This is a genomic window from Brevundimonas vesicularis (assembly GCF_027886425.1).
Taxonomy (GTDB): domain Bacteria; phylum Pseudomonadota; class Alphaproteobacteria; order Caulobacterales; family Caulobacteraceae; genus Brevundimonas; species Brevundimonas vesicularis_C.
This window is the reverse complement of record NZ_CP115671.1, coordinates 2,172,811-2,193,455: the sequence shown is the minus strand read 5'-3', so window position 1 is coordinate 2,193,455 and position 20,645 is coordinate 2,172,811. Positions and strand designations below refer to the sequence as shown.

The following is a 20,645-nucleotide window of genomic DNA, read 5'->3' as shown; positions in this document are numbered from 1 at the left end:
ATCGCGCAAAGCCGATGATGACAGAACCGTAGGCTGACGCGCCGTCCGCGCTTCGCTAGGTTCGCGCGTCCCTATCGGAGCCTGTATGACTCGTTCGACCCTCTGCCTTTTCGTCGCTGGCGCCGCCCTGATCGTCAGCGGCTGCACCGCCGTTCCCGCAACAGCTCCGCGTACGCCGAGCGTCGTCGCGACCGGTCCGAGCCAACTGCTGGAGGACGTTCGCATCCTGTCGGCCGACGACATGCAGGGCCGCGATACGGGCTCGGAAGGCGGCGAACGGGCGCGCGCCTATATCGTCTCGCGGCTGGAGGCCATGGGCGTTCAGCCGCCGCCGTTCGGGCGTTTGCAGCGGTTTGAGACGCCGGGCCGCACGCGCGAGGGCGTGAAGACCTTCAGCGGCGTGAACATCGTCGGCCTGATCCCAGGAACCCGCGTCGCCGACCGCTATATCGTGGTGACGGCCCACTACGACCACGTCGGCGTCAATGACGGCCAGATCTTCCACGGGGCCGACGACAACGCCTCGGGCGTGGCGACGATGCTGGAACTGGCGGCGCGGCTGAAGGCCCAACCGCCGGAACACAGCGTGCTGATCGTTGCGCTGGATGGCGAGGAGCGGGGACTGTTGGGCGCTCGAGAATTCGTCAAGGCGCCGCCGGTGCCGCTGTCGTCGCTGAGCCTGAACCTGAACTTCGACATGACGGCGCGGGCGGAGACGGACGGTCATCTGTGGGTCACCGGGACCTATCAGCACCCCAATCTGCGCCCCGTGCTGGAGGCCGTGGCGCCGAACGGCGCCGTCTCCTTCGCCTTCGGCAAGGACACTCCTCAGGATACGGGCGAGAACAACTGGGTCGACGCCTCCGATCATGGCGCCTTCCATGAGGCCGGCGTGCCCTTCCTGTACATGGGCGTCGATTATCATCCCGATTATCATCAACCGAGCGATACCTTCGATCGGATCACGCCTTCGGTCTTCACCAGCGCGACCGAGATCGCCATCGCCGGGTTCCGCGCCTTGGACCAGGCGCTTGATCGATGAGATATTCATGGGTGATCGTCGCGGTCATAGCCGTGCTGAGCCTGGCGGCATGCGAACGGCGCGACGCCACGACGCCGACATCGACGCCGGAAGCGACGTTTCAGCATCGTCTGGGCGGCGATATCTCGGGCGACTATCGCCCGACAGGCGCGGGATCCATGCAGCCCGTGGCATCGCTGTTCATCGGACAGGATGAGGCCTTTGCTGCCTGGGAAGGCGGCTCCCGCGCTTCGCCGCCTCTGATCCTGTCGCTGACCGGGCCGCAGGGCGAGGTCAGGGTTCTGCCGGACGCCTATGTCGTCACCGACGATCGGATCCAAATGAGCGGGTCTGCGCCTGGCGTGGGCCCGGTGGAGTTGTCGGCTCGGATTGATCAGGGCGCTTTGGCGACGGCGCGGCGCAATCTCGGCGATCAGACGGCTGTTGTCACCGGGACGGTTTCGGTGAACGGCCGTCGCACGTCGTTCACGCTGAGCCGGTGGGGCGGCGACTGACCTAAACAAGCTGCGTTGACGGCAGGTCAAGATTGCCAAGGACACAATCCCAGGTCATGGTGACGCTTGGGGGCGCTGGATGTCGATATCGGAATTGGCCGGGTGCGATGTAACGTCGACATGCGGTGTCGGTGCGCATCGACGCCGTGTTCGTCTCGACCCGACCCGCGCCATGGATATCGCATTCGCGCTGACAGGGCTGCTTCTGACCTGGCCGCTCTTCGTTTTGATAGCCCTCTGCGTCACGGCGCAGGACGGAGGGGCCGCGATCTTTCGCCAGCAACGGATCGGGCGCGACGGCCGACTATTCGACTGTCTCAAGTTTCGCTCGATGAGGATGGGCGCGGAGCAAGCCTTGCCGTCAGCGTCTGATCCGGAATGGCAGGCGATGCGAAAGCTGACGCACGATCCGCGCGTCACGTCGCTGGGCCGCCTGTTGCGACGGTCCAGCCTGGATGAACTGCCGCAGTTGATCAATGTGTTGAGAGGCGAGATGTCGCTGGTTGGTCCCCGACCGATCGTGATCGACGAGGCGGCGCGATACGGACGGCGACTGGCCGACTACTGCGCGGTTCGCCCAGGCCTGACGGGGCTGTGGCAGGTCTCGGGGCGCAACGCCGTGCCCTATCCACGCCGGGTTGCGATGGATGTCTGGTTGGTCAGAAACCGCACCGTCGGCGTCTATCTGGCCATCCTGGCGCGCACGGTTCCGGCGGTGCTGAGCCGCCGGGGCGTGTCCTAGGGAAGACGCTGCTCAACGCCCTCGTCCGTGCCGATGATGGCCAGGTCCGCGAGGTCCAGGAACAGGCCGTGCTCCACCACCCCGGTGATCAGTTTCAGATCGTCGGCCAGACGGACCGGATCGTGGATCGCCTTGCAGCCCGCGTCATAGATCAGATTGCCGCCGTCGGTGCGAACCAGACCGCGATCGGCGTGACGCACGCGCGCCGGCTGGTTGATGTCGTGATCGATCAGGACATCAGCGATGCGGTTGGCCGTCGTCTTGTGGCCAAAGGCGACGACCTCGATCGGCAGGGGGAAGGTTCCCAGCACAGGCACCACCTTCGCCGCGTCGGCGATGACGATGCAGCGGGCCGAGGCCTCCCACACCAGTTTCTCGCGCAGCAGAGCCGCGCCGCCGCCCTTGATCAACGCCAGACCCGGCCCGATTTCGTCGGCGCCGTCTACGGTCAGGTCGATGCGCGGCGTGTCCTCCAGCGTCGACAACGTCAGCCCGAGTTCGCGCGCCAGGTCTGCGGTCTTTTCGGATGTCGGCACGCAGCGCAGGCCGGGAAGGTTGCGCGCCGCCAGCGCCTTGACGAACCACGCGGCGGTGGAGCCAGTGCCCAGGCCGACGATCATGCCCGCCTCGACGTGAGCGGCGGCGGCCTGGCCGGCGTTCTTCTTCTGGAGGTCGCTCATTTGGATTTCGCAGCCTTCTTCGCCTTGGCTTCGACGCGGAAAGCCGCGGCCGCTTCGGGTTTGACGGTCTGGCGGGCGCGGCCAAAGGCCATGGCGTCGGCGGGCACATCCTCGGTAATGACAGAGCCCGAGGCGATCAGGGCGCCGTCGCCGATGACCACCGGGGCCACCAGGCTGGAGTTCGATCCGACGAAGGCGCCGGCGCCGACCTGGGTCTGCGCTTTGTTGAAGCCATCGTAGTTGCAGAAGATCGTCCCTGCGCCGACATTGGCGCCGGCGCCGACCGACCCGTCGCCCAGATAGGCCAGGTGATTGGCCTTCGCGCCTTCCGCCATCCTCACGTTCTTGACCTCGACGAAGTTGCCGACCTTGACCCCGGTCGCCAGGTCCGCGCCGGGACGCAGGCGCGCATAGGGACCGACCTCGGCGCCGGCCGCGACCCGCGCGCCCTCGATATGGCTGAAGCTGCGAATGCGCGCGCCGCCCTCGATGACCGCACCAGGGCCGAAGACCACGAACGGTTCGACGACGGTCCCGCCGCCGATCTGGGTGTCCCAGGCGAAATGAACGGTGTCGGGGGCCGCCATCGTCACGCCGGACGCCAGGAAGGTGTCGCGCTGCACGCTCTGAAACAGGGCCTCGGCCTGAGTCAACTCGGCCTGGGAGTTGACGCCCATCACGGCGTCCTCAGCGGCGAAGACGGCGCGGGTGGGGTGGCCGCCCTGGCGCGCCAAAGCAACGACATCCGTCAGATAGTATTCGCCCTTGGCGTTCTCGTTCTTCACCTCGGCCAGCAGCGAGAAGAGCAGGGCCGCCGGCGCGGCCATAACGCCCGAGTTGCAGGCGGTGAGGGCGAGAATCTCGGCCGACGCCTCCTTGGCCTCGGTGATGGCGGTCAAGGTGTCGCCTTCCACAATCAGCCGGCCATAGGCGCCGGGATCGCGAGCCTCGAACCCGATGACGGTGATGCCGTCGGCATTAAAGACGGGCTCGATGTCGGCGGCCTTTAGCAACGGCACGTCGCCATAGGTGACGACCACCTCGCCGTCGAAGCCGGCCATGGCCTGCTCGGCGGCGCGCACGGCGTGGCCGGTGCCGAGCGGCGGGTCCTGGACCGCAATGGCGGCCTCGCCCAGCCGTTTGACGACATGGGCCCGGACCTCCGGCGAGTGATTGCCGACCACGACGACGATGCGCTCGCAGCCAAGCCCTTCCGCCGCATCGATGGCGTGGTCCAGCATGGCGCGGTGGGCGACGGGGTGCAGCACCTTGGGCAGCGGCGACTTCATCCGCGTGCCCTGGCCGGCGGCGAGAATGATGGCGGCGCGGGCGCGCGTCTGGCTGGTCATGAATCGTCTCGCAGTCTAGTCGTCCTGCGATCTAGCCCATCATGCGGGCCAGCGGGAGATGTGGATGAGCGATCGCGACCTGGAAGGCTGGACCATCGCCTTCGACCTGGATGGGACGCTGGTCGATTCCGCCCCGGACCTGATCGGCACGCTGAACCGGATGCTGGTCGAGGAGGGGCTGCCGCCCGTGCCGATGGAGTCCGCCTCGACCCTGATCGGATCGGGTGCGCGGGCGCTGCTGGTGCACGGCTTCGAAGCCGCCGGCGCGCCGGTCGAGCGGGCCAAGTCCGACGAGCTGTTCGAGCGGTTCCTGGTCGATTACGCCGCCCATATCGCCGACGGCTCGCAGCCCTTCGAGGGCGTGGTCGAGACGCTGGAGCGGCTCAGCAAGCGGGGCGCAATCCTGGTCGTGGCCACCAATAAGCGTTCGGACCTGTCGGAGCTGTTGTTGGGCAAGCTGGACCTGACCCGCCATTTCGCCGCCATCGTCGGCCCGGATCGGGTCAGCGCGCGCAAGCCCTCGGGCGCCCATCTGAAGGAGGCCGTCGTGATCGCAGCAGGTGATCCCGAACGGGCCATCATGGTGGGAGACGCCGCGCCGGACGCGGACGCCGCTAAAGACGCCGGCATGCCCTGCATTCTGACGACCTTCGGCTTTACGCCGACGCCCGTTGAAGACCTGGGCGGGGACATCCTGATCGATGCTTTCGAGGACGTGGAAGAGGCGATCGACGGCATCCTCTCCGACTTCTACGTGAGGCGGGCGCTGAAATTCTGATACCGGCCGAGAGGAAATCTGTCGGCTGAATGATCGCTGCTGCGGTTGCGGATCGTCATGGCGATGGACAGATTGGCGCACCCCTGTTGAAAGTGCCGTCATGCTCGCTCGCTTTTTCAAGATCCCGCTGTGGCAGCGGACCGCCGCCGGCTTCATCCTCGGCATCATCGCCGGGCTGATCCTGCGCGAGCGGGCCGAGACCTGGCTTCAGCCGATCGGCGACGTCTATCTGAACCTGATCCGCATGGTGGTGGCGCCGCTGGTGCTGTTCACCATCGCCAGTTCCATCGCCAAGCTGGGGGAAGGGGCGGGGGCCGTGCGGCTGGGGGTGCGGACCATCGTCTGGTTCGCCATCACCTCCCTGCTGGCGGTGTTGGTCGGGTTCGCCTTCGGCCACATCATCAATCCGGGCGTCGGCCTGTCCAACCTGCCGCTGGGCGAGGTCAAGGACCGGGTGATCCCGACGCCGCTGGAAGTCCTGATCGGCGTCGTGCCGACCAATCCGTTCGCGGCCCTGGCCGAAGGCAAGGTGCTGCAGATCATCTTCTTTTCGGCCCTGGTCGGCATGGCCCTGGTGGCGCTGGGCGACCGGGCGCAGGGCGTTCGGCGTCTGGTGGATGAGGGCGCGGCCATCATCTTCCGCATCACCCGCTGGGTGATCCAGCTGACGCCCATCGGCGTGTTCGGCCTGATCGGATCGGTCGTCGGCGGCTACGGCTGGGAGGCGCTGCTGCCCCTGGTGAAGTTCATCCTGGCCATCTATGCCGCCTGCCTGTTCCACATCCTGATCGTCTATTCGGGCCTGCTGAAGGTTCACGGGCTGAAGGTGACCAGCTTTTTCCGCGGCACCTTCGCGGCCCAGCAGACCGCATTTGCGACCTCATCCTCGCTGGGGACGTTGCCGATCACCCTTCGCCAGACGGTGGAGCGTCTGGGGGTGCCCCAGGCCTATGCCGCCTTCGCCGTGCCCCTGGGGGCCAATGTGAAGATGGACGGGTGCGGGGCCATCTATCCGGCCATCGCCTCGATCTTCATCGCCCAGTATTTCAAGATTGATCTGACGCTGACCCAGTACGTCCTGATCGGCCTGACGGCGGTGCTCGGGTCGCTGGGGACGGCCGGCGTGCCGGGGACCAGCATCGTCATGTTGACCCTGACCCTGTCGACCGCCGGCCTGCCGCTGGAAGGGATTGGCTATATCGTCGCCATCGATCGCATCATCGACATGATGCGCACCGCGACCAATGTGACCGGCCAAATGCTGGTGCCGGTGCTGGTCGCCAAGGAAGAGCGCATCCTCAACCAGGACATCTATAACGGTCACGTCGCCTGGCTGCCGGGCGACCCGGAAGCCGATACGCCCGAAGGCGTTCGCGCCGCCGGAATCTGAAACAGGCGCTTGCGCGGGGCCGGCGACCGGGCTATGTCGCCGCCTCCGCAAGGCAAGGACGCGTAGCTCAGCGGGAGAGCACCTCGTTCACACCGAGGGGGTCACAGGTTCAATCCCTGTCGCGTCCACCATCTCCAATCCAATTTGATCCTGGCCTTGCGTCGCCCAGTCCTTGGGCCACGCGCCCGTGACGGAACGGTAGGCGAGGGCCAATGCGCCGATAAGGCCGGCGGACACCCCCGCGGTCGGCTCCGCGATGTAGGTCTTCGTATCCAGATCCCGCAGGCTCGCGTCATAGCCGCCGAGCTGTCTCACCAGCGCCTGTCTGACCAGATCGTACATGTGCGGCTGCATCACGCCGCCGCCGATGATGATTCGCTCCGGCCGCAGCGTGTAGGTCAGGTTGGTGCACAGACCGGCGATATACTCCGCCGCCATCGGCCAGGCCGGATGATCGTGAGAAAAAGTCTCTGCCGCCGCGCCCCAGCGCGCTTGCAGCGCCGGCCCGCTCGCCAGGCCTTCCAGGCAGTCGCCGTGGAAGGGACAGGTGCCCGAGTACCTCTCGTCGCCCTTGGCGCGGGGCAGCCGGATATGACCGGCTTCGGGATGGTTCGCCCCGCCATGCGGTGCGCCGTCGATCATCACCCCGACCCCCACGCCCGTGCCGACCGTGACGTAGCAGAAGCTCTCCAGCCCTTGCCCGCTGCCGAACAGGCGTTCGCCCACGGCCGCGCCGTTCACGTCGGTGTCCAGCGTCATTGGAACATCGATGAAACGGCGCAGATGGGCCAACAGGTTGACGTCGCTCCAGCCGGGCTTGGGCGTGCTGGTGATAGCGCCGAAATCCGGCGCGTCCGGTTTCAAGGACAAAGGGCCGAAACTGACGATCGCCAGCGCAGAAAGCCGGCCGTGCCTCGACTGGGCGTTGACGAAGAAGGCTGCAACCGCATCGAGCGTCTCGTCGGGCGACGTCGTGGGTATACGAATCTGGTCGACAATCACGCCGTCGGCGGCGGCGACGCCGCAGATGAACTTGGTGCCGCCGGCTTCGACACCGCCGAGGAGGATGGGTTGGGTCGACATGGGCGCCTGTCTTTCGGGTGCGACGAAGGTTCGCGGGACTGAACATCGAATAGGGCCAAGCGTTCAGACCCCATGACCCTTCTAGCCCGCCTGTTCATCGCCTTCGACGCCGCCGCCAAGATTTTGACGCGCAAGGAGAGACTGCTGTGAGCCGCTTTTGCATGGTGCTGGATTTGGCGATTGCGTCCGGCCCAATGCATCGCCACCTTCACCGCAAGATCAAGATATGAGACGAGGACGCCGATGGCTCGCAAACCCAACTACAGCTTTGAGCGTCAGGAACGCGAGCGCGCCGCAGCGCTGAAGGCGGCCGAGAAGGCGGCGGCGAAGGCTGAACGCAAGGCCGAAGCTGCGGCGGAAAAGTCGCCTTCTTCGGAAGACTGACATTTCGCGGCAAAATCCGCCTGGCTTTTCGTTGTTTGAATAGGCGCGAAGTCCTATTCTTGCGCGATGACACGCTGGACACCCGAAAGCTGGAGAACCAAGACCGCCCTGCATATGCCGGCGGACTATCCGGATCCTGCCGCCCTCGCGCGGGTGGAAGACGAGCTGCGCGCCTTGCCGCCGCTGGTCTTCGCCGGCGAAGCGCGGCGCCTGACGTCGAAGCTGGCCCAGGTCGAGCGGGGCGACGCCTTCCTCCTGCAGGGCGGCGACTGCGCCGAGAGCTTCAAGGAGTTCTCGACCGACAATATCCGCGACACCTTCCGCCTGATCCTTCAGATGGCGGTCGTCTTGACCTTCGCCGGACGCAAGCCGGTGGTGAAGGTGGGGCGGATCGCGGGCCAGTTCGCCAAGCCCCGCTCGTCGCCATTGGAAGAGATCGACGGCGTCGAACTGCCCAGCTATCGCGGCGACATCATCAACGGCATGGGCTTCACGGCCGAGGAGCGCGCGCCCGATCCGCAGCGTCTGATCCGCGCCTACAACCAGTCGGCCTCGACGCTGAACCTGCTGCGGGCCTTCGCGGGCGGCGGCTATGCCGACCTGTACAACATCCATCGCTGGACCCTGGGCTTCGCCGGAGACAATGCCGCCGGCGCCCAGTACCGCGAGCTGGCCGACAAGATCACCGAGGCCCTGGCCTTCATGGAGGCGGTCGGCGTCACGCCAGAGACCCATCCGGACCTCAGCCGGGTCGAGGTCTTCACCAGCCACGAGGCCCTGCTGCTCAACGTCGAAAGCGCCCTGACGCGTCTGGATGGCGGTTCCGGCGAATGGTTCGACACCTCAGCCCACATGCTGTGGATCGGCGAGCGCACGCGTCAGCTGGACGGCGCCCACGTCGAGTTCATGAAGGGGATCAAGAACCCGATCGGCGTGAAGTGCGGGCCGACCATGACCGCCGACGACCTGCTGCCGCTGATCGACGCCCTGAACCCGGACAATGTCTCGGGTCGCCTGACGCTGATCGGACGCTTCGGTCACGACAAGGTGGGCGAGCGCCTGCCCAAGCTGATGCGCGAAGTGAAAGCTTCGGGCCGCAAGGTCATCTGGTCCATCGACCCTATGCACGGCAATACGCTCAAGGCCGGCAACGGCTACAAGACTCGGCCGTTCGACCGCATCCTGGGCGAAGTCCGGACCTTCATCGATGTGGCCGAGGCGGAAGGCGTCCACCCCGGCGGCGTCCACCTGGAAATGACCGGCCAGAATGTCACCGAATGCATCGGCGGCGCCCAGGCGGTGACCGAGGACGATCTGTCCAACCGCTATCACACCCACTGCGACCCGCGCCTGAACGCCGACCAGGCGTTGGAGTTGGCCTTCCTGGTGGCGGAACGGCTGAAGGCCGGGCGGGTGGCGCAGTCGGCGGCGGCCTAGCCGTCGTCAGTGCCCCAAATGCGGGCCGATCCGGTCATGGTGACGCCACCGAGGCAGCGCCAGATCGATCCGAGATCGAGGGAGTGATCGATGCAAGTAGCGGCTCCAACTGAGGAGAAGCCTGGACGGGTCGCCTATCAGGGCGCGCCCGGATCGTTCAGCCATGAGGCTTGTCTGGCCTTGCGTCCGTGGGACGAGGCTGTGGCGTTCGAAACTTTCGCCCAGGCGCTGGATGCGCTGCGCGCCGGCGACTGCGGTTGCGCCCTGATACCGGTCGAGAACTCGACCATCGGCGTGGTCGAACCGGCGGCGACGCTGGTCGGTGCGCTTGGCGTGGAGCCCGTCGCCCAGGTCTGGCGGCCGATCCGTCATGCGCTGATGGCGATCGACGGCGCGCGTCTGTCCGATATCCGCACGGTCGAGAGCCACCCCATCGCCCTGGCCCAATGCAAGGACACGCTGGCCGGTTTGAATGTCGAGGTTGTCGAGCATTTCGATACCGCAGGCGCGGCGCGCGATGTGGCAGAAGCGGGCGATCCGACACGGGCGGCCATCGCCCCGATGGGCGCCGCCGAGGTGTACGGCCTGTCGATCCTGCGCAACGACTTGCAGGATTCCGGCGATAATCAGACGCGTTTTGTCCTGTTGAGCTTCCCTGAGGGTTGACGGCGCACGGTCTTTGCGTCCTTAAGACACCCACGGATCGCAAGACAATCCGCATAAACCGGAACCGGACCATGTCCCGCCTGCGCGCTCTTTCTGTTTCTTTCGACCGTTCGCGCGCGGTTTCCGGCCTCTATTTCGGCTACGGCTTTTACGGCTTTCGATACGCCGGCTGAGGCGTCGGGCGCACTCCGTCCCTGACTGCTTCACCGGCGACCGCTCTGAACCAGAGCGGCTGTACGCCCCTGCACATATCGAATCTCAGAATGCCGAAAGCCCTTTTCCATGCCCCATACCAACCTTCAGCAAGTCTGGCCTGACATGGCCGACCTGACCCCCGAACAGCAGGCGCTGGCCGCCTTGCGCGCCGAAATCGACGGCATCGACGACCAGATCCTGGCTCTGTTCGAGCAACGCCTGGCCATCGCCGCCACCGTCGGCCGCGCCAAGGATGCGCCCACGGGACCGCACACCAAGCTGCGTCCCGATCGCGAACAAGCCGTCCTCTCGCGTATGCTGAAGCAGGCCAAGCCCGAGAACGCCGAGGCAGTCGAGCATCTGTGGCGCGAGATTGTCGGGTGGGGCCTGGCGCGCCAAGGCCGGCTTCAGGTCCAGGTCTGGGCCCCAATCGAACCGACCCGCGCCTATGACGGCGCGCGCCTGCGTTTCGGGGCCGCCGCCGACATCAAGATGGTGCGCGATCCGCAAAGGGCCCTGGCTTTCGCCGCCGAGGGCCACGGGATCGCCGTGCTGGCGATCAATACCGAGGACGCCTGGTGGATGGGTCTGCGCCGCGAATGGTCGATGCTGAGCGTGTTCGACGGCTACGGCGGCGAGACCCCGACGTCTCTGGCGGTCGGAAAGATCGATCCGCCGGCTCTGCCCAAGGGCCGACGCGTGGTGGTCACGGCGGGTGGAGACGCCGGCGATGGCGGCGGCGCCCGCCGCTGGGGCCTGAACACGCATCACGGCTGGACCATCGCCCTGACCGACGCCGATCTGGCGCCGGGCGACGCAGAGGGCTGCGTCGGCGCGATCGGCTGATCTGACAGGGCCGCATCCGGCGAACGGATGCGGCCCTGATCGTTTCAGACCGCCATATTGTCGATCAGGCGCGTCTTGCCCAGCCAGACGGCGGCCAGGATACGGGCGGGGGCGTCGACGATGTCGTTGCGGAACGGCGTCAGGTCCTCTGCGTGACGGATGGCGACGTAATCGACCCGATCAAACCCGGCTTTTAGAAGGGCGGCATAGGCTTCACGCTCGACGCCTGGCAGGGGGCGGCCGCTTGAGGCATGGACGCCAGCCTCCGCCAGAATGCCGTTCAGCCGGCGCGCGGTCTCAAGCTCAGTCTCCGACAGGTAGGCGTTGCGTGACGACAGGGCCAGGCCCCAGCCATCCCGCTCCGTCGGCGCGCCGACGATCTCGACCGGCAGGTCCAGGTCGCGCACGAACCGACGAACGACCATCAGCTGTTGGTAGTCCTTCTCGCCGAAGACCGCGACATCGGGCTGGACCTGGTTGAACAGCTTGGTGACGACCAGGGCGACCCCGCCGAACATCTGCGGCCGGAAGTCGCCTTCCAGACCCAGCGCCGGGCCGGCGACGGCGACGGTTGTCGCGAAGCCTTCCGGATACATCGCGTCGGCTGAGGGCGCGAACATCAGATGGCAGCCGGCGCCGGACAGCAGACGGGCGTCTTCCTCCTGCTGACGGGGATATTTGGCCAGATCCTCATGCGCCGCGAACTGGGTCGGATTGACGAAGTTGGAGGCGACGACGCGGTCGGTGCGGCGTGCGGCCTCGCGCACCAGGGTCAGGTGGCCTTCATGCAGGGCGCCCATGGTCGGAACCATGCCGACGCTCAGGCCTTGACGTTTCCAGTCCCGGACGATCGCCCGCAGGTCGGCGACGGTGCGGACGACGGGGAGGGGGGCGGCGTCTATCATGATGAAGCGATTAACCTCTCCGCTTAAGCCTGTTGATGCACCAGACCGCAAAGTCTGGGCTCTATGGTCGTGCTTATGACGCCCGCAGAAGCGACCCGTCCAGTTCTGATCGCCCTGGCTTTCGCCAGCAGCCTAGCCGTCGCCGGTTGTGGCGCGGTGGACAGCGATCCCCATCGGTTCAGCGCGATGGCCGACAACGTCGCGTCGATCAACATTCCGCTATCGGCCCGCGATCGCGAAACCCGGCATGCCGTGGCTGAAAAGGCCGGACTGCGGCCTGTGCGCTTCACGCCGGTCAAGGTGGCGGTCATGGATCCTCACGCCATGTGGGACGCTCGTGACGTTCAGGCGGGTCTGCGCCCCGTCGGTGAGGATACCGGGCTGCGCGACGCGGTTGTACGGGCTGCCTCGCCGGCGGTCGTGAAAGCCGTTGCGGATGAGGCGATCTCGCGGGTTCAGGCGCCGGTGTTGCGTCCCGCCAGCCTTCCGGCGACGCGGGAAACCGGGCGAACAATCCAACTGGGCGCCTATTCCAGTGCGGCCGGCGCGCGTCTGGCTTGGGATCGGATGAAGGCTACGTCAGACCTGTCGGGATTGTCGCCGATCTATCAGGAGGTCGAGGTCAACGGCCGTCGGCTGACGCGGCTGAAGGTCGGGCCGGTCTCGACCGAAACCGCCGCTGCGGTATGCCGCTCCGCCGCTGTCGCCGACGCTTGGTGCGCGCGCAACAGCTGACCGACCCCGGTTCGCCGTCCACAGGTCTGCGTTAAGGTTCCGTTGACGTTTGGCCCGTTGAGGCCGAGTCTCGCCGGACCTAGGACCGCGCAGTCTGAGTCGCGCGGTCGGCACAGAGGATTCCCTCGAATGACGCAGCCGCATGTGATCGTCCTCGGCAACGAAAAGGGCGGGGCGGGCAAGTCCACCCTGGCCATCCACATCGTGACCGGCCTGCTGCACGCCGGGCGCTCGGTGGCGATCATCGATCTGGACCTGCGCCAGCGCTCGATGCAGCGTTTCTTCCACAATCGTCTGGCCTGGCTGGCCGCGAACGGGCACGATCTGCCCCAGCCGTTCATTCCTGACATGGGCGACGGCAAGGCCTTGGCCAAGGCGGACGTGGCCGAACAGATCGCCACCTTCGAGCGCGCTTTCGATGAGGCGTCGGCGCGGGGCGTCGATTGCATCCTGATCGACACGCCCGGCGGCGACACGGCCGTTTCGAACGCCGCCCACGCCCGCGCCGATCAGATCGTGACGCCGATGAACGACAGCTTCGTCGATTTCGATCTGCTGGGCGATGTCGATCCGGTCAACCTGGAGCTGCTGAAGCCCTCCATCTATTCCGAGAGCGTCTGGGAGGCGCGCAAGCAGCGCGCCATCGCCCAGGGCCGTCACGCCACGATCGACTGGCTGGTGGTCACCAATCGCCTCGCCGTCGCGGAGGCCCGCAACCGCAAGCGTCTGGAAGAACGGATGACCAAGCTGGCCAAACGCGTCGGCTTCCGCGTCGGTCCGGGCCTGCGCGACCGGGTCATCTATCGCGAGCTGTTCCCGTTCGGCCTGACGGTGGCCGACCTGTCGAACGAGATCCGGCCGGTCGCGGTGTCCCTGGCCCACGTCGCTGCGCGCCAGGAGATGCGCAATCTGATGATGGCGATGGGCCTGGAGCAGGTGCTGAGCCCTTTGGACGTGGCGGCCTGATCGCCTGATGGGTTTGATCTGGCTGGCCCTGGCGGCGATCGCCGTTTGGGCGCTAGTGCGGCTGGGCCGGCAGACCGAGCGACGCGGACGCGCTCACTGGCGCGTGACAGCGACCCTGCTGGGCGCGGTGCTGCTGGCGGGCGGCGCGCTGGCGGCGTTTCGTGGATCGTGGCTGACGGCGGCGGCGTTGGCTGGGGCAGGACTCTATCTGGCCTGGTCCTCCCGCATGCGGCCGGTCATCCGATCCGAATCCATCAGCGAGGCTGACGCCCGCGCCGTGCTGGGCGTCGGGCCAGCCGCGACCGAGACGGAAATCCGCGCGGCTTGGAAACGCGCCATGGCCCGCGCCCATCCCGATCAGGGCGGCACGGAGGGGCTGGCGGCGCGCGTCAACGCCGCGCGCGATCGACTGCTCGCAAAATACCGGCGCCGCTAGGCGCTCTCAGGGCAGCATCCCTGCGGTCGTGGAAACGGTTCAACGCACAAGCACCCACCGCCTCCGCTTGCCCTCGGGTAAGTCTGGGCTTACGGGTCCGCGCTCTTGATAAATGATTCAGGGAGCGGTCGATGACCCTCGCACTTCTGTTTCCGGGGCAGGGCAGCCAGGCCGTCGGCATGGGCGCGCCGTTGGCGGACGCTTTCCAATCCGCTCGCGACGTCTTCGCCGAGGTGGACGAGGCGCTGGGCCAGAAGCTGTCGGTGCTGATACGCGAAGGCCCCGAGGATCAACTGACCCTGACCGAGAACGCCCAGCCTGCATTGATGGCGGTGTCCGTGGCGGCGATCCGGGCGTTGAAGACCGAATTCGGCTTTGACGTGGCGAGCGCGGCCTATGTGGCCGGTCACTCGCTGGGCGAATATTCGGCCCTGGCGGCCGCGGGGGCGATCTCGCTGTCGGACACGGCGCGGCTGCTGAAACTGCGTGGTCAGGCCATGCAGCGCGCGGTTCCGGTGGGGCAGGGGGCGATGGCCTCGCTGATCGGGCCCAAGACCGATCTGGCGCTGGCGGAAGCAGCGGCGGCGGCCGGTTCGGAAATCGGCGTCTGCGTGGTCGCCAATGACAACAACAACGGCAATATCGTCATCTCAGGCGAGAAGGCCGCAGTGGACCGGGCCATCGAGAAGGCCAAGGAACTGGGCGCGCGGGCCATTCCTCTGAACGTCTCGGCGCCCTTCCACTGCCCGCTGATGCAGCCGGCGGCCGACGAGATGGCCGCCGCCCTGGCCGAAGCGAAGATTGTCGCGCCGGTCGTGCCTGTCGTCGCCAACGTCCTGGCGCGGCCCGAGAGCGATCCGGAAGTCATCCGCCGCCTGCTGGTCGAACAGGTCACCGGCCGGGTGCGCTGGCGCGAGAGCATGGAATGGATGGCGACCGAAGGCGGCGTGACGCGCTTTGTCGAGATCGGCTCGGGCAAGGTGCTGACCGGCATGGCCAAGCGGATCGCACCGGACGCCGAGGCCTTGCCGCTGAATACGCCCGAAGAGTTGGAAGCGTTCGCCAAGGGCTGACGCGGGACGCGTGGCGACGGCTTCGTCACGCGACTTTGCTTTTCCTCGCCACTCGACACTAATCACTCGCCACTTCGGAGAGACATAAATGTTCAATCTTGCAGGCAAGACCGCGCTGGTGACCGGTGCGACGGGCGGGATCGGCGGGGCGGTGGCGCGGGCGCTGCATGCCCAGGGCGCGACGGTGGTGCTGTCAGGCACGCGCGAGGCCGTGCTGGCCGATCTGGCCAAGGAGCTGGGGGAGCGGGCGCATTTCGCCACGGCGAACCTGTCGGACCCGGAATCGGTCGACAATCTGGTCAACGCAGCCGAAACGGCGGCGGGCGCGCCGCTGGATATCCTGGTGGCCAATGCGGGCATTACCAAGGACGGCCTGCTGATGCGGATGAAGGACGAGGATTTCCAGTCGGTCCTGACCGTCAACCTGGAGAGCTATTTCCGCCTGACCCGCGCGGCGGTGAAGGGGATGATGAAGCGCCGTTCGGGGCGAATCATCGGCGTCACCTCGGTCGTCGGCGTGACCGGCAATCCGGGCCAGACCAACTATTCGGCGTCCAAGGCCGGGATGATCGGCTTTTCCAAGTCGCTGGCGCAGGAGGTCGGCTCGCGCGGCATCACGGTCAACTGCATCGCGCCGGGCTTCATCGCCTCGCCGATGACCGACGTCCTGAACGATCAGCAGCGAGAGACCATCTTGGGCCGGATTCCGGCGGGCCGACTGGGTTCGGGCGACGAGATCGCCGCCGCCGCCGTCTATCTGTCGTCCGACGAAGCCGCCTATGTGACGGGCCAGACCCTGCATGTGAACGGCGGAATGGCGATGATTTAAGCGCCGCGGCCCTTATCACGTCGCGCAACAGACTATTTCCAGCCCGAAAGCCTGTGCTAAAGGGTTGAATGCGTCGGCGGTTCGGGCTTTCGGGCTTGCGTCGCCTTCGCTGCCGTGAGACGGCGATTTCTGAGCTACCCCCGCCTCTACGGCGATTTCAAACAGGCAGAGAGACACTCATGTCCGACACCCTCGAGCGCGTTCGCAAGATCGTCATCGACCATCTGGACGCCGATCCGGACAAGGTCACCGAAAAGGCCAGCTTCATCGACGACCTGGGCGCCGACTCGCTCGACAACGTCGAGCTGGTGATGGCCTTCGAAGAAGAATTCGACATCGAGATCCCGGATGACGCCGCCGAGCACATCCAGACGGTCGGCGATGCGGTCAAGTTCATCGACGAAAAGTCGGCCGGCTGATCTCAGTCGCCGATATCGGCCGAACAGGCTGACGGTTCACAGGGCCGCCCGGCGCTCCTAGCGGAGACGCCCGGCGGCCTTTACTGTTTCTGACCTGCGCGAATCCGCAATGATTCCGAAGGGTCGGGCTGGAGATAAGGGAGCACGCACCATGCGCCGCGTCGTCGTTACGGGCATCGGTCTGCTGACCCCCCTGGGTTGGGGCGTCGAGAAGAGCTGGAAGGGCATCGTCGAGGGACGCTCGGGCATCGGCCCGATCACGTCGTTCGACACTACGGGTTATGGCTGCACCATCGCCGGCGAAGTGCCGAGCGTCGATGGACGCGGCGGCGGCGGCGAAGGCGACTTCGATCCCGAGAAGATCATGTCCGCCAAGGACAGGAAGCGTGTCGACGACTTTATCCTGTACGCCATCGCGGCGGCGGATGAGGCCTTGGCGGATGCCAACTGGAAGCCCGAGACGGACGAGGACAAGGAGCGCACCGGCGTAATGGTCGGCTCCGGCATCGGCGGCCTGGGCCCCATCGCCGACACGGCCATCGTGCTGAAGGAACAGGGCGTGCGTCGCGTCAGCCCCTTCTTCATTCCCAGCGCTCTGATCAATCTGGCCGGTGGCCAAATCTCGATCCGTCATGGCCTGAAGGGGCCGAACCATGCGGCGGTGACCGCCTGCGCCACCGGCGCCCACGCCATCGGCGATGCGGCCCGGATGATCGCGTTGGACGACGCGGACGTGATGGTGGCGGGCGGGGCCGAAAGCTCGGTCGTGCCGATCGGCATCGCGGGCTTTTTGGCCTGCAAGGCGTTGTGCACCGCCTATAACGATACGCCGGAGAAGGCGTCGCGTCCCTATGACCGCGGACATGCGGGCTTCGTCATGGGCGAAGGCGCCGGCATCCTGGTGCTGGAAGAATACGAACACGCCAAGGCACGTGGGGCCAAGATCTATGCCGAGGTCGTGGGCTACGGCATGAGCGGCGACGCCTATCACATCACCGCCCCGTCCGAGGACGGCGAGGGCGGGGTGCGGGCCATGAAGGCGGCGCTGAAACGGGCCGGTCTGCAGCCGTCCGACCTGGACTACGTCAACGCCCACGGCACCTCGACCATGGCCGACTGGATCGAGCTGAAGGGGATCGAGGGGCTGGTCGGCGATCATGCGCAGAACCTGACCGTCTCCTCGACCAAGTCGATGACCGGACACCTACTGGGCGCGGCGGGCGCCATCGAGGCGGCGTTCTGCGTGCTGGCCATCCGCGATCAGATCGCGCCGCCGACGATCAATCTGGGCGACCCCGAGATGGAAACGCCCATCGACCTGGTCCCCAACACCGCCAAGCCGATGAAGATCGATGTGGCAATGTCCAACAGCTTCGGCTTCGGAGGCACCAACGCCTCGGTGATCTTCAAGAAGGTCGACTGAGATGTTCGGGCGCGGGCGGGTCGAGAAATCCAGCGGGCGGTCGGGCTTTACGGTCTCGCTGCTGACGGCGTCCGCGACCTTCGGCCTGTTCCTGCTGGTGGCGCTGATCGCCGTCTGGGCGGTCTATTATGCGCCGGGACCGTCCGCGCGGCAGGGCCAGACGACGGTGGTCACCCTGCCCAGCGGGTCCGGCGTCTCGGCCATCGCCGCGCGGATGAAGGCGGCGGGTGTGATCCGTTCGACGGACCTGTTCCGTGCGGCGGCGACCCTGACGGGCGCGGATCGTCGGTTGAGGGCCGGCGAATACGAGGTGCCGTCCGGCACGTCCTTGGCCGGGGTGCTGAACCTGCTGGTCGAGGGGCGGGTGGTGCGCCATTTCGTGACCCTGCCAGAGGGCTGGTCGTCGTTGCAGGCGGTGGACATCCTGAACAAGGAGGCCGTGCTGACCGGGACGGTCGCCGAAACGCCCAAGGAAGGCAGCCTGTGGCCTGACACCTATGAGGTTTCGCGCGGCGACACGCGCCAGTCGGTGATCGACCGGATGCAGCGCGCGGCGACCGAGAACCTGCGTCTGCTGTGGAGCCAGAGGTCGCCCGCGACCGTGGCGCGCACGCCGGAAGAGGCTGTGATTCTGGCCTCTATCGTGGAGAAGGAAACCGCGCTGGCGGCGGAACGACCGCGTGTCGCGGCGGTGTTCACGAACCGTCTGCGGGCGGGGATGCGGCTGGAGAGCGATCCGACCATCGTCTACGGCGTGACGAAGGGTCGGCCGCTGGGGCGCGGCATCCGGCGCTCGGAGCTACTGGCTCAGACGCCGTGGAACACCTACCAGATCAACGGGCTGCCGCCGACGCCGATCGCCAATCCGGGCAAGGAGGCGGTCAAGGCCGTGTTGAACCCGCCGGCTGATCCGGCCCTGTTCTTTGTGGCGGATGGCTCCGGCGGACACGCCTTCGCCCTGACCTATGACGAGCATCTGCAAAACGTCGCGCGGTGGCGTCAGATCGAGCGCCAAAAGGCGGGCTTGCCGCCGGAGGCCACGCCGCCCGCAACACCGGGGACCAGCGCGGCGCCGATGACGACCGAGCCGGCCGCCGCGTCGATCGAGAATGGTCAGGCGACGATCACCCTTCCGGCCGGCGCGACGCAGGGGCCCCGATGAGCACGCTATCTGGCATGACCGGCTTCGGCCGGGCCGACGGGGCCGGCGAAGGCTGGACCTGGTCGGTCGAGGCGCGCTCGGTCAATGGGCGCAATCTGGAGGTCCGATTCCGTGGGCCAAACGGTTTCGACGGGCTGGAGCGCGCAGCCAAGGCGGCCGGCCAGGCGCGGTTCGCGCGGGGTCAGGTCACCATCGGCGTTCAGGCCAAGCGAGCCGAAGCCGGCGAGGCGGCAGTCACAATCAACGCCGCCGTGCTGGCGCGCTATCTGACGCTGGCGAACGAACTGGCTGAAGACGGCGCAACGCCGCCGTCCGCCGACGGCCTGCTGGCCCTGCGCGGCGTGATCGAGGCGCCCGAGGAGGCGGACGATCCCGAGGCGCGGGCGGCGGTCGAGGCGGCCATGACCCGCACAGTCGAAGAGGCGCTGGATGCGCTGAAGGCGTCACGCCAGAACGAGGGCGCGCAACTGACGCCGGTGCTGGACGAATTCATCGCTCGGATCGAGGCGCTGGTCGCCCAGGCGGAAGGTGAGGCGGCCGCGCAGGTCGAGGCTATTCGCGATCGCTTCACCCGCCGAATTTCCGAACTGGCGCCCGATGCGCCGGGGCTTGAGGACCGGATTTTTCTGGAAGCAGCCGCTCTGGCGACCAAGGCCGATGTGCGCGAGGAGCTGGATCGGCTGACCGCCCATGTCGCCTCGGCGCGTCAGCTTGTGGCCTCGGTGCCCGCCGGGCGGAAACTCGACTTCCTGATGCAAGAATTCATGCGTGAGGCCAACACGCTGTGCTCGAAATCCGCTACGACCGCGCTCACCGGAATCGGCCTGGAGCTCAAGGCCGTCATCGAACAGTTGCGTGAGCAGGTCCAGAATGTCGAATGAACGCAGCCCCCGCCGGGGCGTCCTCCTGATCGTCGCCAGTCCTTCGGGCGCCGGCAAGACCTCGCTGTGCCGCCGGTTGATGGCCGATCACGGTGGTCTGGAGCTGTCCGTCTCCATGACCACGCGCGGCATTCGGCCAGGCGAGGTGCATGGGCGCGACTACAACTTCGTCGGCCATGACGAGTTTCAGCGCCTGATCGACGAGGACGCCTTCCTGGAATGGGCGGACGTCCACGGCAATCGCTACGGCAGCCCGCGTGGGCCTGTGGACAAGGCGCTGGCCGAGGGACGCGACGTCCTGTTCGACATCGACTGGCAGGGCGCGCGCGACGTGGCCGAGAAATGTCCCGAGGACGCCGTGCGCGTCTTCATCCTGCCGCCCAGCCTGGAAGAGCTGCGTCGCCGTCTCGTCACCCGCTCACAGGACGCCGACGACGTGATCGAGCGACGTGTGGCCAACGCCAAGGGCGAAATCGAACACTGCGACGCCTTTGACTATGTACTGGTGAACGAGGACTTCGACCGGTCCTACGCCGAACTGGCTCACATCTATCACGCTGAGCGTTCGCGCCGGTTCAGGAACCTGTGGGTCGGCGACTACAAGGCCGCCCTTCTGAACGAAGCCGTCTGAAAAAAACAGCGCCACAAGCCGTGGGGACCTGCGGCGCTGTGGGGTACTCAACGCTACGCTACTGACGCTGTTTTGCCGCCCAGAAGATTTCGGACGGTA

23 protein-coding genes and 1 tRNA gene are annotated in these 20,645 nt (G+C 66.7%); 20 read left to right on the top strand and 4 right to left on the bottom strand.

The features are described 5' to 3' along the window. Positions 1 to 85: 85 nt before the first annotated feature. From PFY01_RS11310 to PFY01_RS11300, 3 genes are all read left to right on the top strand, one after another. The gene (locus tag PFY01_RS11310; protein ID WP_271041350.1) at positions 86 to 1,042 is read left to right on the top strand and encodes a M28 family peptidase; all 957 of its coding nucleotides are present in this window, start codon (positions 86 to 88) and stop codon (positions 1,040 to 1,042) included. Then, the gene (locus PFY01_RS11305) at positions 1,039 to 1,536 is read left to right on the top strand and encodes a hypothetical protein (protein WP_271041349.1); all 498 of its coding nucleotides are present in this window, start codon (positions 1,039 to 1,041) and stop codon (positions 1,534 to 1,536) included. The genes PFY01_RS11310 and PFY01_RS11305 overlap by 4 nt, the downstream gene beginning before the upstream one ends. Before the next feature lie 79 nt (positions 1,537 to 1,615). After that, entirely contained in the window at positions 1,616 to 2,278 is a 663-nt protein-coding gene (locus PFY01_RS11300) for a sugar transferase (protein ID WP_333780215.1), read from the top strand. On the opposite strand, the gene rpiA is transcribed toward PFY01_RS11300, so the two are convergent. After that, positions 2,275 to 2,958, bottom strand: coding sequence for a ribose-5-phosphate isomerase RpiA (gene rpiA / locus PFY01_RS11295; RefSeq protein WP_271041347.1), 684 nt, complete (start codon positions 2,956 to 2,958; stop codon positions 2,275 to 2,277). The two genes, PFY01_RS11300 and rpiA, sit on opposite strands and share 4 nt — an antisense overlap. Next, positions 2,955 to 4,307, bottom strand: a complete 1,353-nt coding sequence (gene glmU, locus PFY01_RS11290) for a bifunctional UDP-N-acetylglucosamine diphosphorylase/glucosamine-1-phosphate N-acetyltransferase GlmU (protein ID WP_271041346.1) — start codon at positions 4,305 to 4,307, stop codon at positions 2,955 to 2,957. Before glmU ends, rpiA begins: the two co-directional genes overlap by 4 nt. Positions 4,308 to 4,371: 64 nt before the next feature. Between glmU and PFY01_RS11285 the strand changes: the two genes are divergently transcribed. The 3 genes from PFY01_RS11285 to PFY01_RS11275 all read left to right on the top strand — a co-directional run bounded on the left by PFY01_RS11285 (position 4,372) and on the right by PFY01_RS11275 (position 6,606). After that, a complete protein-coding gene (locus PFY01_RS11285; RefSeq protein ID WP_271041345.1) occupies positions 4,372 to 5,085 on the top strand; it encodes an HAD-IA family hydrolase in 714 nt (237 codons plus the stop codon). 100 nt (positions 5,086 to 5,185) lie between these two features. Next, on the top strand, positions 5,186 to 6,475 hold the full coding sequence (locus PFY01_RS11280) for a dicarboxylate/amino acid:cation symporter (protein WP_271041344.1): 1,290 nt from the start codon (positions 5,186 to 5,188) through the stop codon (positions 6,473 to 6,475). Positions 6,476 to 6,531: 56 nt separating this feature from the next. Beyond that, positions 6,532 to 6,606 (top strand) — tRNA-Val (locus PFY01_RS11275). Here PFY01_RS11275 and PFY01_RS11270 read toward each other — a convergent pair. After that, complete coding sequence (locus PFY01_RS11270; protein ID WP_271043054.1) at positions 6,563 to 7,558, bottom strand: ROK family protein; 996 nt, start codon at positions 7,556 to 7,558, stop codon at positions 6,563 to 6,565. The genes PFY01_RS11275 and PFY01_RS11270 overlap by 44 nt on opposite strands. 243 nt (positions 7,559 to 7,801) lie before the next feature. Between PFY01_RS11270 and PFY01_RS11265 the strand changes: the two genes are divergently transcribed. From PFY01_RS11265 to PFY01_RS11250, 4 genes are all read left to right on the top strand, one after another. Continuing rightward, positions 7,802 to 7,942, top strand: coding sequence for a hypothetical protein (locus PFY01_RS11265; protein WP_165116349.1), 141 nt, complete (start codon positions 7,802 to 7,804; stop codon positions 7,940 to 7,942). A gap of 66 nt (positions 7,943 to 8,008) precedes the next feature. Further along, complete coding sequence (locus PFY01_RS11260; RefSeq protein WP_066551689.1) at positions 8,009 to 9,379, top strand: class II 3-deoxy-7-phosphoheptulonate synthase; 1,371 nt, start codon at positions 8,009 to 8,011, stop codon at positions 9,377 to 9,379. 90 nt (positions 9,380 to 9,469) lie between these two features. Then, positions 9,470 to 10,045, top strand: a complete 576-nt coding sequence (locus PFY01_RS11255; RefSeq protein WP_271041343.1) for a prephenate dehydratase domain-containing protein — start codon at positions 9,470 to 9,472, stop codon at positions 10,043 to 10,045. Between the two features lie 282 nt (positions 10,046 to 10,327). Then, entirely contained in the window at positions 10,328 to 11,086 is a 759-nt protein-coding gene (locus tag PFY01_RS11250) for a chorismate mutase (RefSeq protein WP_271041342.1), read from the top strand. Positions 11,087 to 11,130: 44 nt separating this feature from the next. Here PFY01_RS11250 and panC read toward each other — a convergent pair whose 3' ends face one another. Continuing rightward, positions 11,131 to 11,991 carry a pantoate--beta-alanine ligase gene (panC, locus tag PFY01_RS11245; RefSeq protein ID WP_271041341.1) on the bottom strand — a complete coding sequence of 287 codons (861 nt, stop codon included), beginning with the start codon at positions 11,989 to 11,991 and terminating at the stop codon, positions 11,131 to 11,133. Positions 11,992 to 12,066: 75 nt separating this feature from the next. On the opposite strand from panC, the gene PFY01_RS11240 reads away from it, so the two are divergent. The 10 genes from PFY01_RS11240 (at position 12,067) to gmk (ending at position 20,546) form a co-directional block, all read left to right on the top strand. Beyond that, a complete protein-coding gene (locus PFY01_RS11240; protein WP_271041340.1) occupies positions 12,067 to 12,726 on the top strand; it encodes an SPOR domain-containing protein in 660 nt (219 codons plus the stop codon). A gap of 129 nt (positions 12,727 to 12,855) precedes the next feature. Next, positions 12,856 to 13,692: a division plane positioning ATPase MipZ gene (locus PFY01_RS11235; RefSeq protein WP_271041339.1), complete on the top strand. Its 837-nt coding sequence runs from the start codon at positions 12,856 to 12,858 to the stop codon at positions 13,690 to 13,692. A gap of 7 nt (positions 13,693 to 13,699) precedes the next feature. Continuing rightward, the gene (locus tag PFY01_RS11230) at positions 13,700 to 14,128 is read left to right on the top strand and encodes a J domain-containing protein (protein ID WP_271041338.1); all 429 of its coding nucleotides are present in this window, start codon (positions 13,700 to 13,702) and stop codon (positions 14,126 to 14,128) included. Between the two features lie 131 nt (positions 14,129 to 14,259). Then, a complete protein-coding gene (gene fabD, locus PFY01_RS11225; RefSeq protein ID WP_271041337.1) occupies positions 14,260 to 15,201 on the top strand; it encodes an ACP S-malonyltransferase in 942 nt (313 codons plus the stop codon). Positions 15,202 to 15,289: 88 nt separating this feature from the next. Beyond that, entirely contained in the window at positions 15,290 to 16,030 is a 741-nt protein-coding gene (gene fabG, locus PFY01_RS11220) for a 3-oxoacyl-[acyl-carrier-protein] reductase (protein ID WP_271041336.1), read from the top strand. Positions 16,031 to 16,209: 179 nt separating this feature from the next. Further along, positions 16,210 to 16,449: an acyl carrier protein gene (locus tag PFY01_RS11215; RefSeq protein WP_008264317.1), complete on the top strand. Its 240-nt coding sequence runs from the start codon at positions 16,210 to 16,212 to the stop codon at positions 16,447 to 16,449. Positions 16,450 to 16,600: 151 nt separating this feature from the next. Next, complete coding sequence (gene fabF, locus PFY01_RS11210; RefSeq protein ID WP_271041335.1) at positions 16,601 to 17,872, top strand: beta-ketoacyl-ACP synthase II; 1,272 nt, start codon at positions 16,601 to 16,603, stop codon at positions 17,870 to 17,872. Position 17,873: 1 nt separating this feature from the next. After that, positions 17,874 to 19,034 carry an endolytic transglycosylase MltG gene (gene mltG / locus PFY01_RS11205; protein ID WP_271041334.1) on the top strand — a complete coding sequence of 387 codons (1,161 nt, stop codon included), beginning with the start codon at positions 17,874 to 17,876 and terminating at the stop codon, positions 19,032 to 19,034. Further along, positions 19,031 to 19,915 carry a YicC/YloC family endoribonuclease gene (locus PFY01_RS11200; protein WP_271041333.1) on the top strand — a complete coding sequence of 295 codons (885 nt, stop codon included), beginning with the start codon at positions 19,031 to 19,033 and terminating at the stop codon, positions 19,913 to 19,915. Before mltG ends, PFY01_RS11200 begins: the two co-directional genes overlap by 4 nt. Then, the gene (gene gmk / locus PFY01_RS11195; RefSeq protein ID WP_039247959.1) at positions 19,905 to 20,546 is read left to right on the top strand and encodes a guanylate kinase; all 642 of its coding nucleotides are present in this window, start codon (positions 19,905 to 19,907) and stop codon (positions 20,544 to 20,546) included. The genes PFY01_RS11200 and gmk overlap by 11 nt, the downstream gene beginning before the upstream one ends. Positions 20,547 to 20,645: the final 99 nt, after the last annotated feature.

Excerpts from the sequence above, each read along its gene's own strand:
- panC (WP_271041341.1), bottom strand. The coding sequence starts at position 11,991 with ATGATAGACGCCGCCCCCCTCCCCGTCGTCCGCACCGTCGCCGACCTG.
- PFY01_RS11310 (WP_271041350.1), top strand. The coding sequence starts at position 86 with ATGACTCGTTCGACCCTCTGCCTTTTCGTCGCTGGCGCCGCCCTGATC.
- PFY01_RS11215 (WP_008264317.1), top strand. The coding sequence starts at position 16,210 with ATGTCCGACACCCTCGAGCGCGTTCGCAAGATCGTCATCGACCATCTG.
- PFY01_RS11200 (WP_271041333.1), top strand. The coding sequence starts at position 19,031 with ATGAGCACGCTATCTGGCATGACCGGCTTCGGCCGGGCCGACGGGGCC.
- fabF (WP_271041335.1), top strand. The coding sequence starts at position 16,601 with ATGCGCCGCGTCGTCGTTACGGGCATCGGTCTGCTGACCCCCCTGGGT.
- glmU (WP_271041346.1), bottom strand. The coding sequence starts at position 4,307 with ATGACCAGCCAGACGCGCGCCCGCGCCGCCATCATTCTCGCCGCCGGC.
- PFY01_RS11250 (WP_271041342.1), top strand. The coding sequence starts at position 10,328 with ATGCCCCATACCAACCTTCAGCAAGTCTGGCCTGACATGGCCGACCTG.
- PFY01_RS11255 (WP_271041343.1), top strand. The coding sequence starts at position 9,470 with ATGCAAGTAGCGGCTCCAACTGAGGAGAAGCCTGGACGGGTCGCCTAT.
- PFY01_RS11260 (WP_066551689.1), top strand. The coding sequence starts at position 8,009 with ATGACACGCTGGACACCCGAAAGCTGGAGAACCAAGACCGCCCTGCAT.
- PFY01_RS11240 (WP_271041340.1), top strand. The coding sequence starts at position 12,067 with ATGACGCCCGCAGAAGCGACCCGTCCAGTTCTGATCGCCCTGGCTTTC.
- fabG (WP_271041336.1), top strand. The coding sequence starts at position 15,290 with ATGTTCAATCTTGCAGGCAAGACCGCGCTGGTGACCGGTGCGACGGGC.
- fabD (WP_271041337.1), top strand. The coding sequence starts at position 14,260 with ATGACCCTCGCACTTCTGTTTCCGGGGCAGGGCAGCCAGGCCGTCGGC.
- PFY01_RS11285 (WP_271041345.1), top strand. The coding sequence starts at position 4,372 with ATGAGCGATCGCGACCTGGAAGGCTGGACCATCGCCTTCGACCTGGAT.
- PFY01_RS11235 (WP_271041339.1), top strand. The coding sequence starts at position 12,856 with ATGACGCAGCCGCATGTGATCGTCCTCGGCAACGAAAAGGGCGGGGCG.
- PFY01_RS11230 (WP_271041338.1), top strand. The coding sequence starts at position 13,700 with ATGGGTTTGATCTGGCTGGCCCTGGCGGCGATCGCCGTTTGGGCGCTA.
- gmk (WP_039247959.1), top strand. The coding sequence starts at position 19,905 with ATGTCGAATGAACGCAGCCCCCGCCGGGGCGTCCTCCTGATCGTCGCC.
- PFY01_RS11280 (WP_271041344.1), top strand. The coding sequence starts at position 5,186 with ATGCTCGCTCGCTTTTTCAAGATCCCGCTGTGGCAGCGGACCGCCGCC.
- rpiA (WP_271041347.1), bottom strand. The coding sequence starts at position 2,958 with ATGAGCGACCTCCAGAAGAAGAACGCCGGCCAGGCCGCCGCCGCTCAC.
- PFY01_RS11305 (WP_271041349.1), top strand. The coding sequence starts at position 1,039 with ATGAGATATTCATGGGTGATCGTCGCGGTCATAGCCGTGCTGAGCCTG.
- PFY01_RS11265 (WP_165116349.1), top strand. The coding sequence starts at position 7,802 with ATGGCTCGCAAACCCAACTACAGCTTTGAGCGTCAGGAACGCGAGCGC.
- PFY01_RS11300 (WP_333780215.1), top strand. The coding sequence starts at position 1,616 with ATGTCGATATCGGAATTGGCCGGGTGCGATGTAACGTCGACATGCGGT.
- PFY01_RS11270 (WP_271043054.1), bottom strand. The coding sequence starts at position 7,558 with ATGTCGACCCAACCCATCCTCCTCGGCGGTGTCGAAGCCGGCGGCACC.
- mltG (WP_271041334.1), top strand. The coding sequence starts at position 17,874 with ATGTTCGGGCGCGGGCGGGTCGAGAAATCCAGCGGGCGGTCGGGCTTT.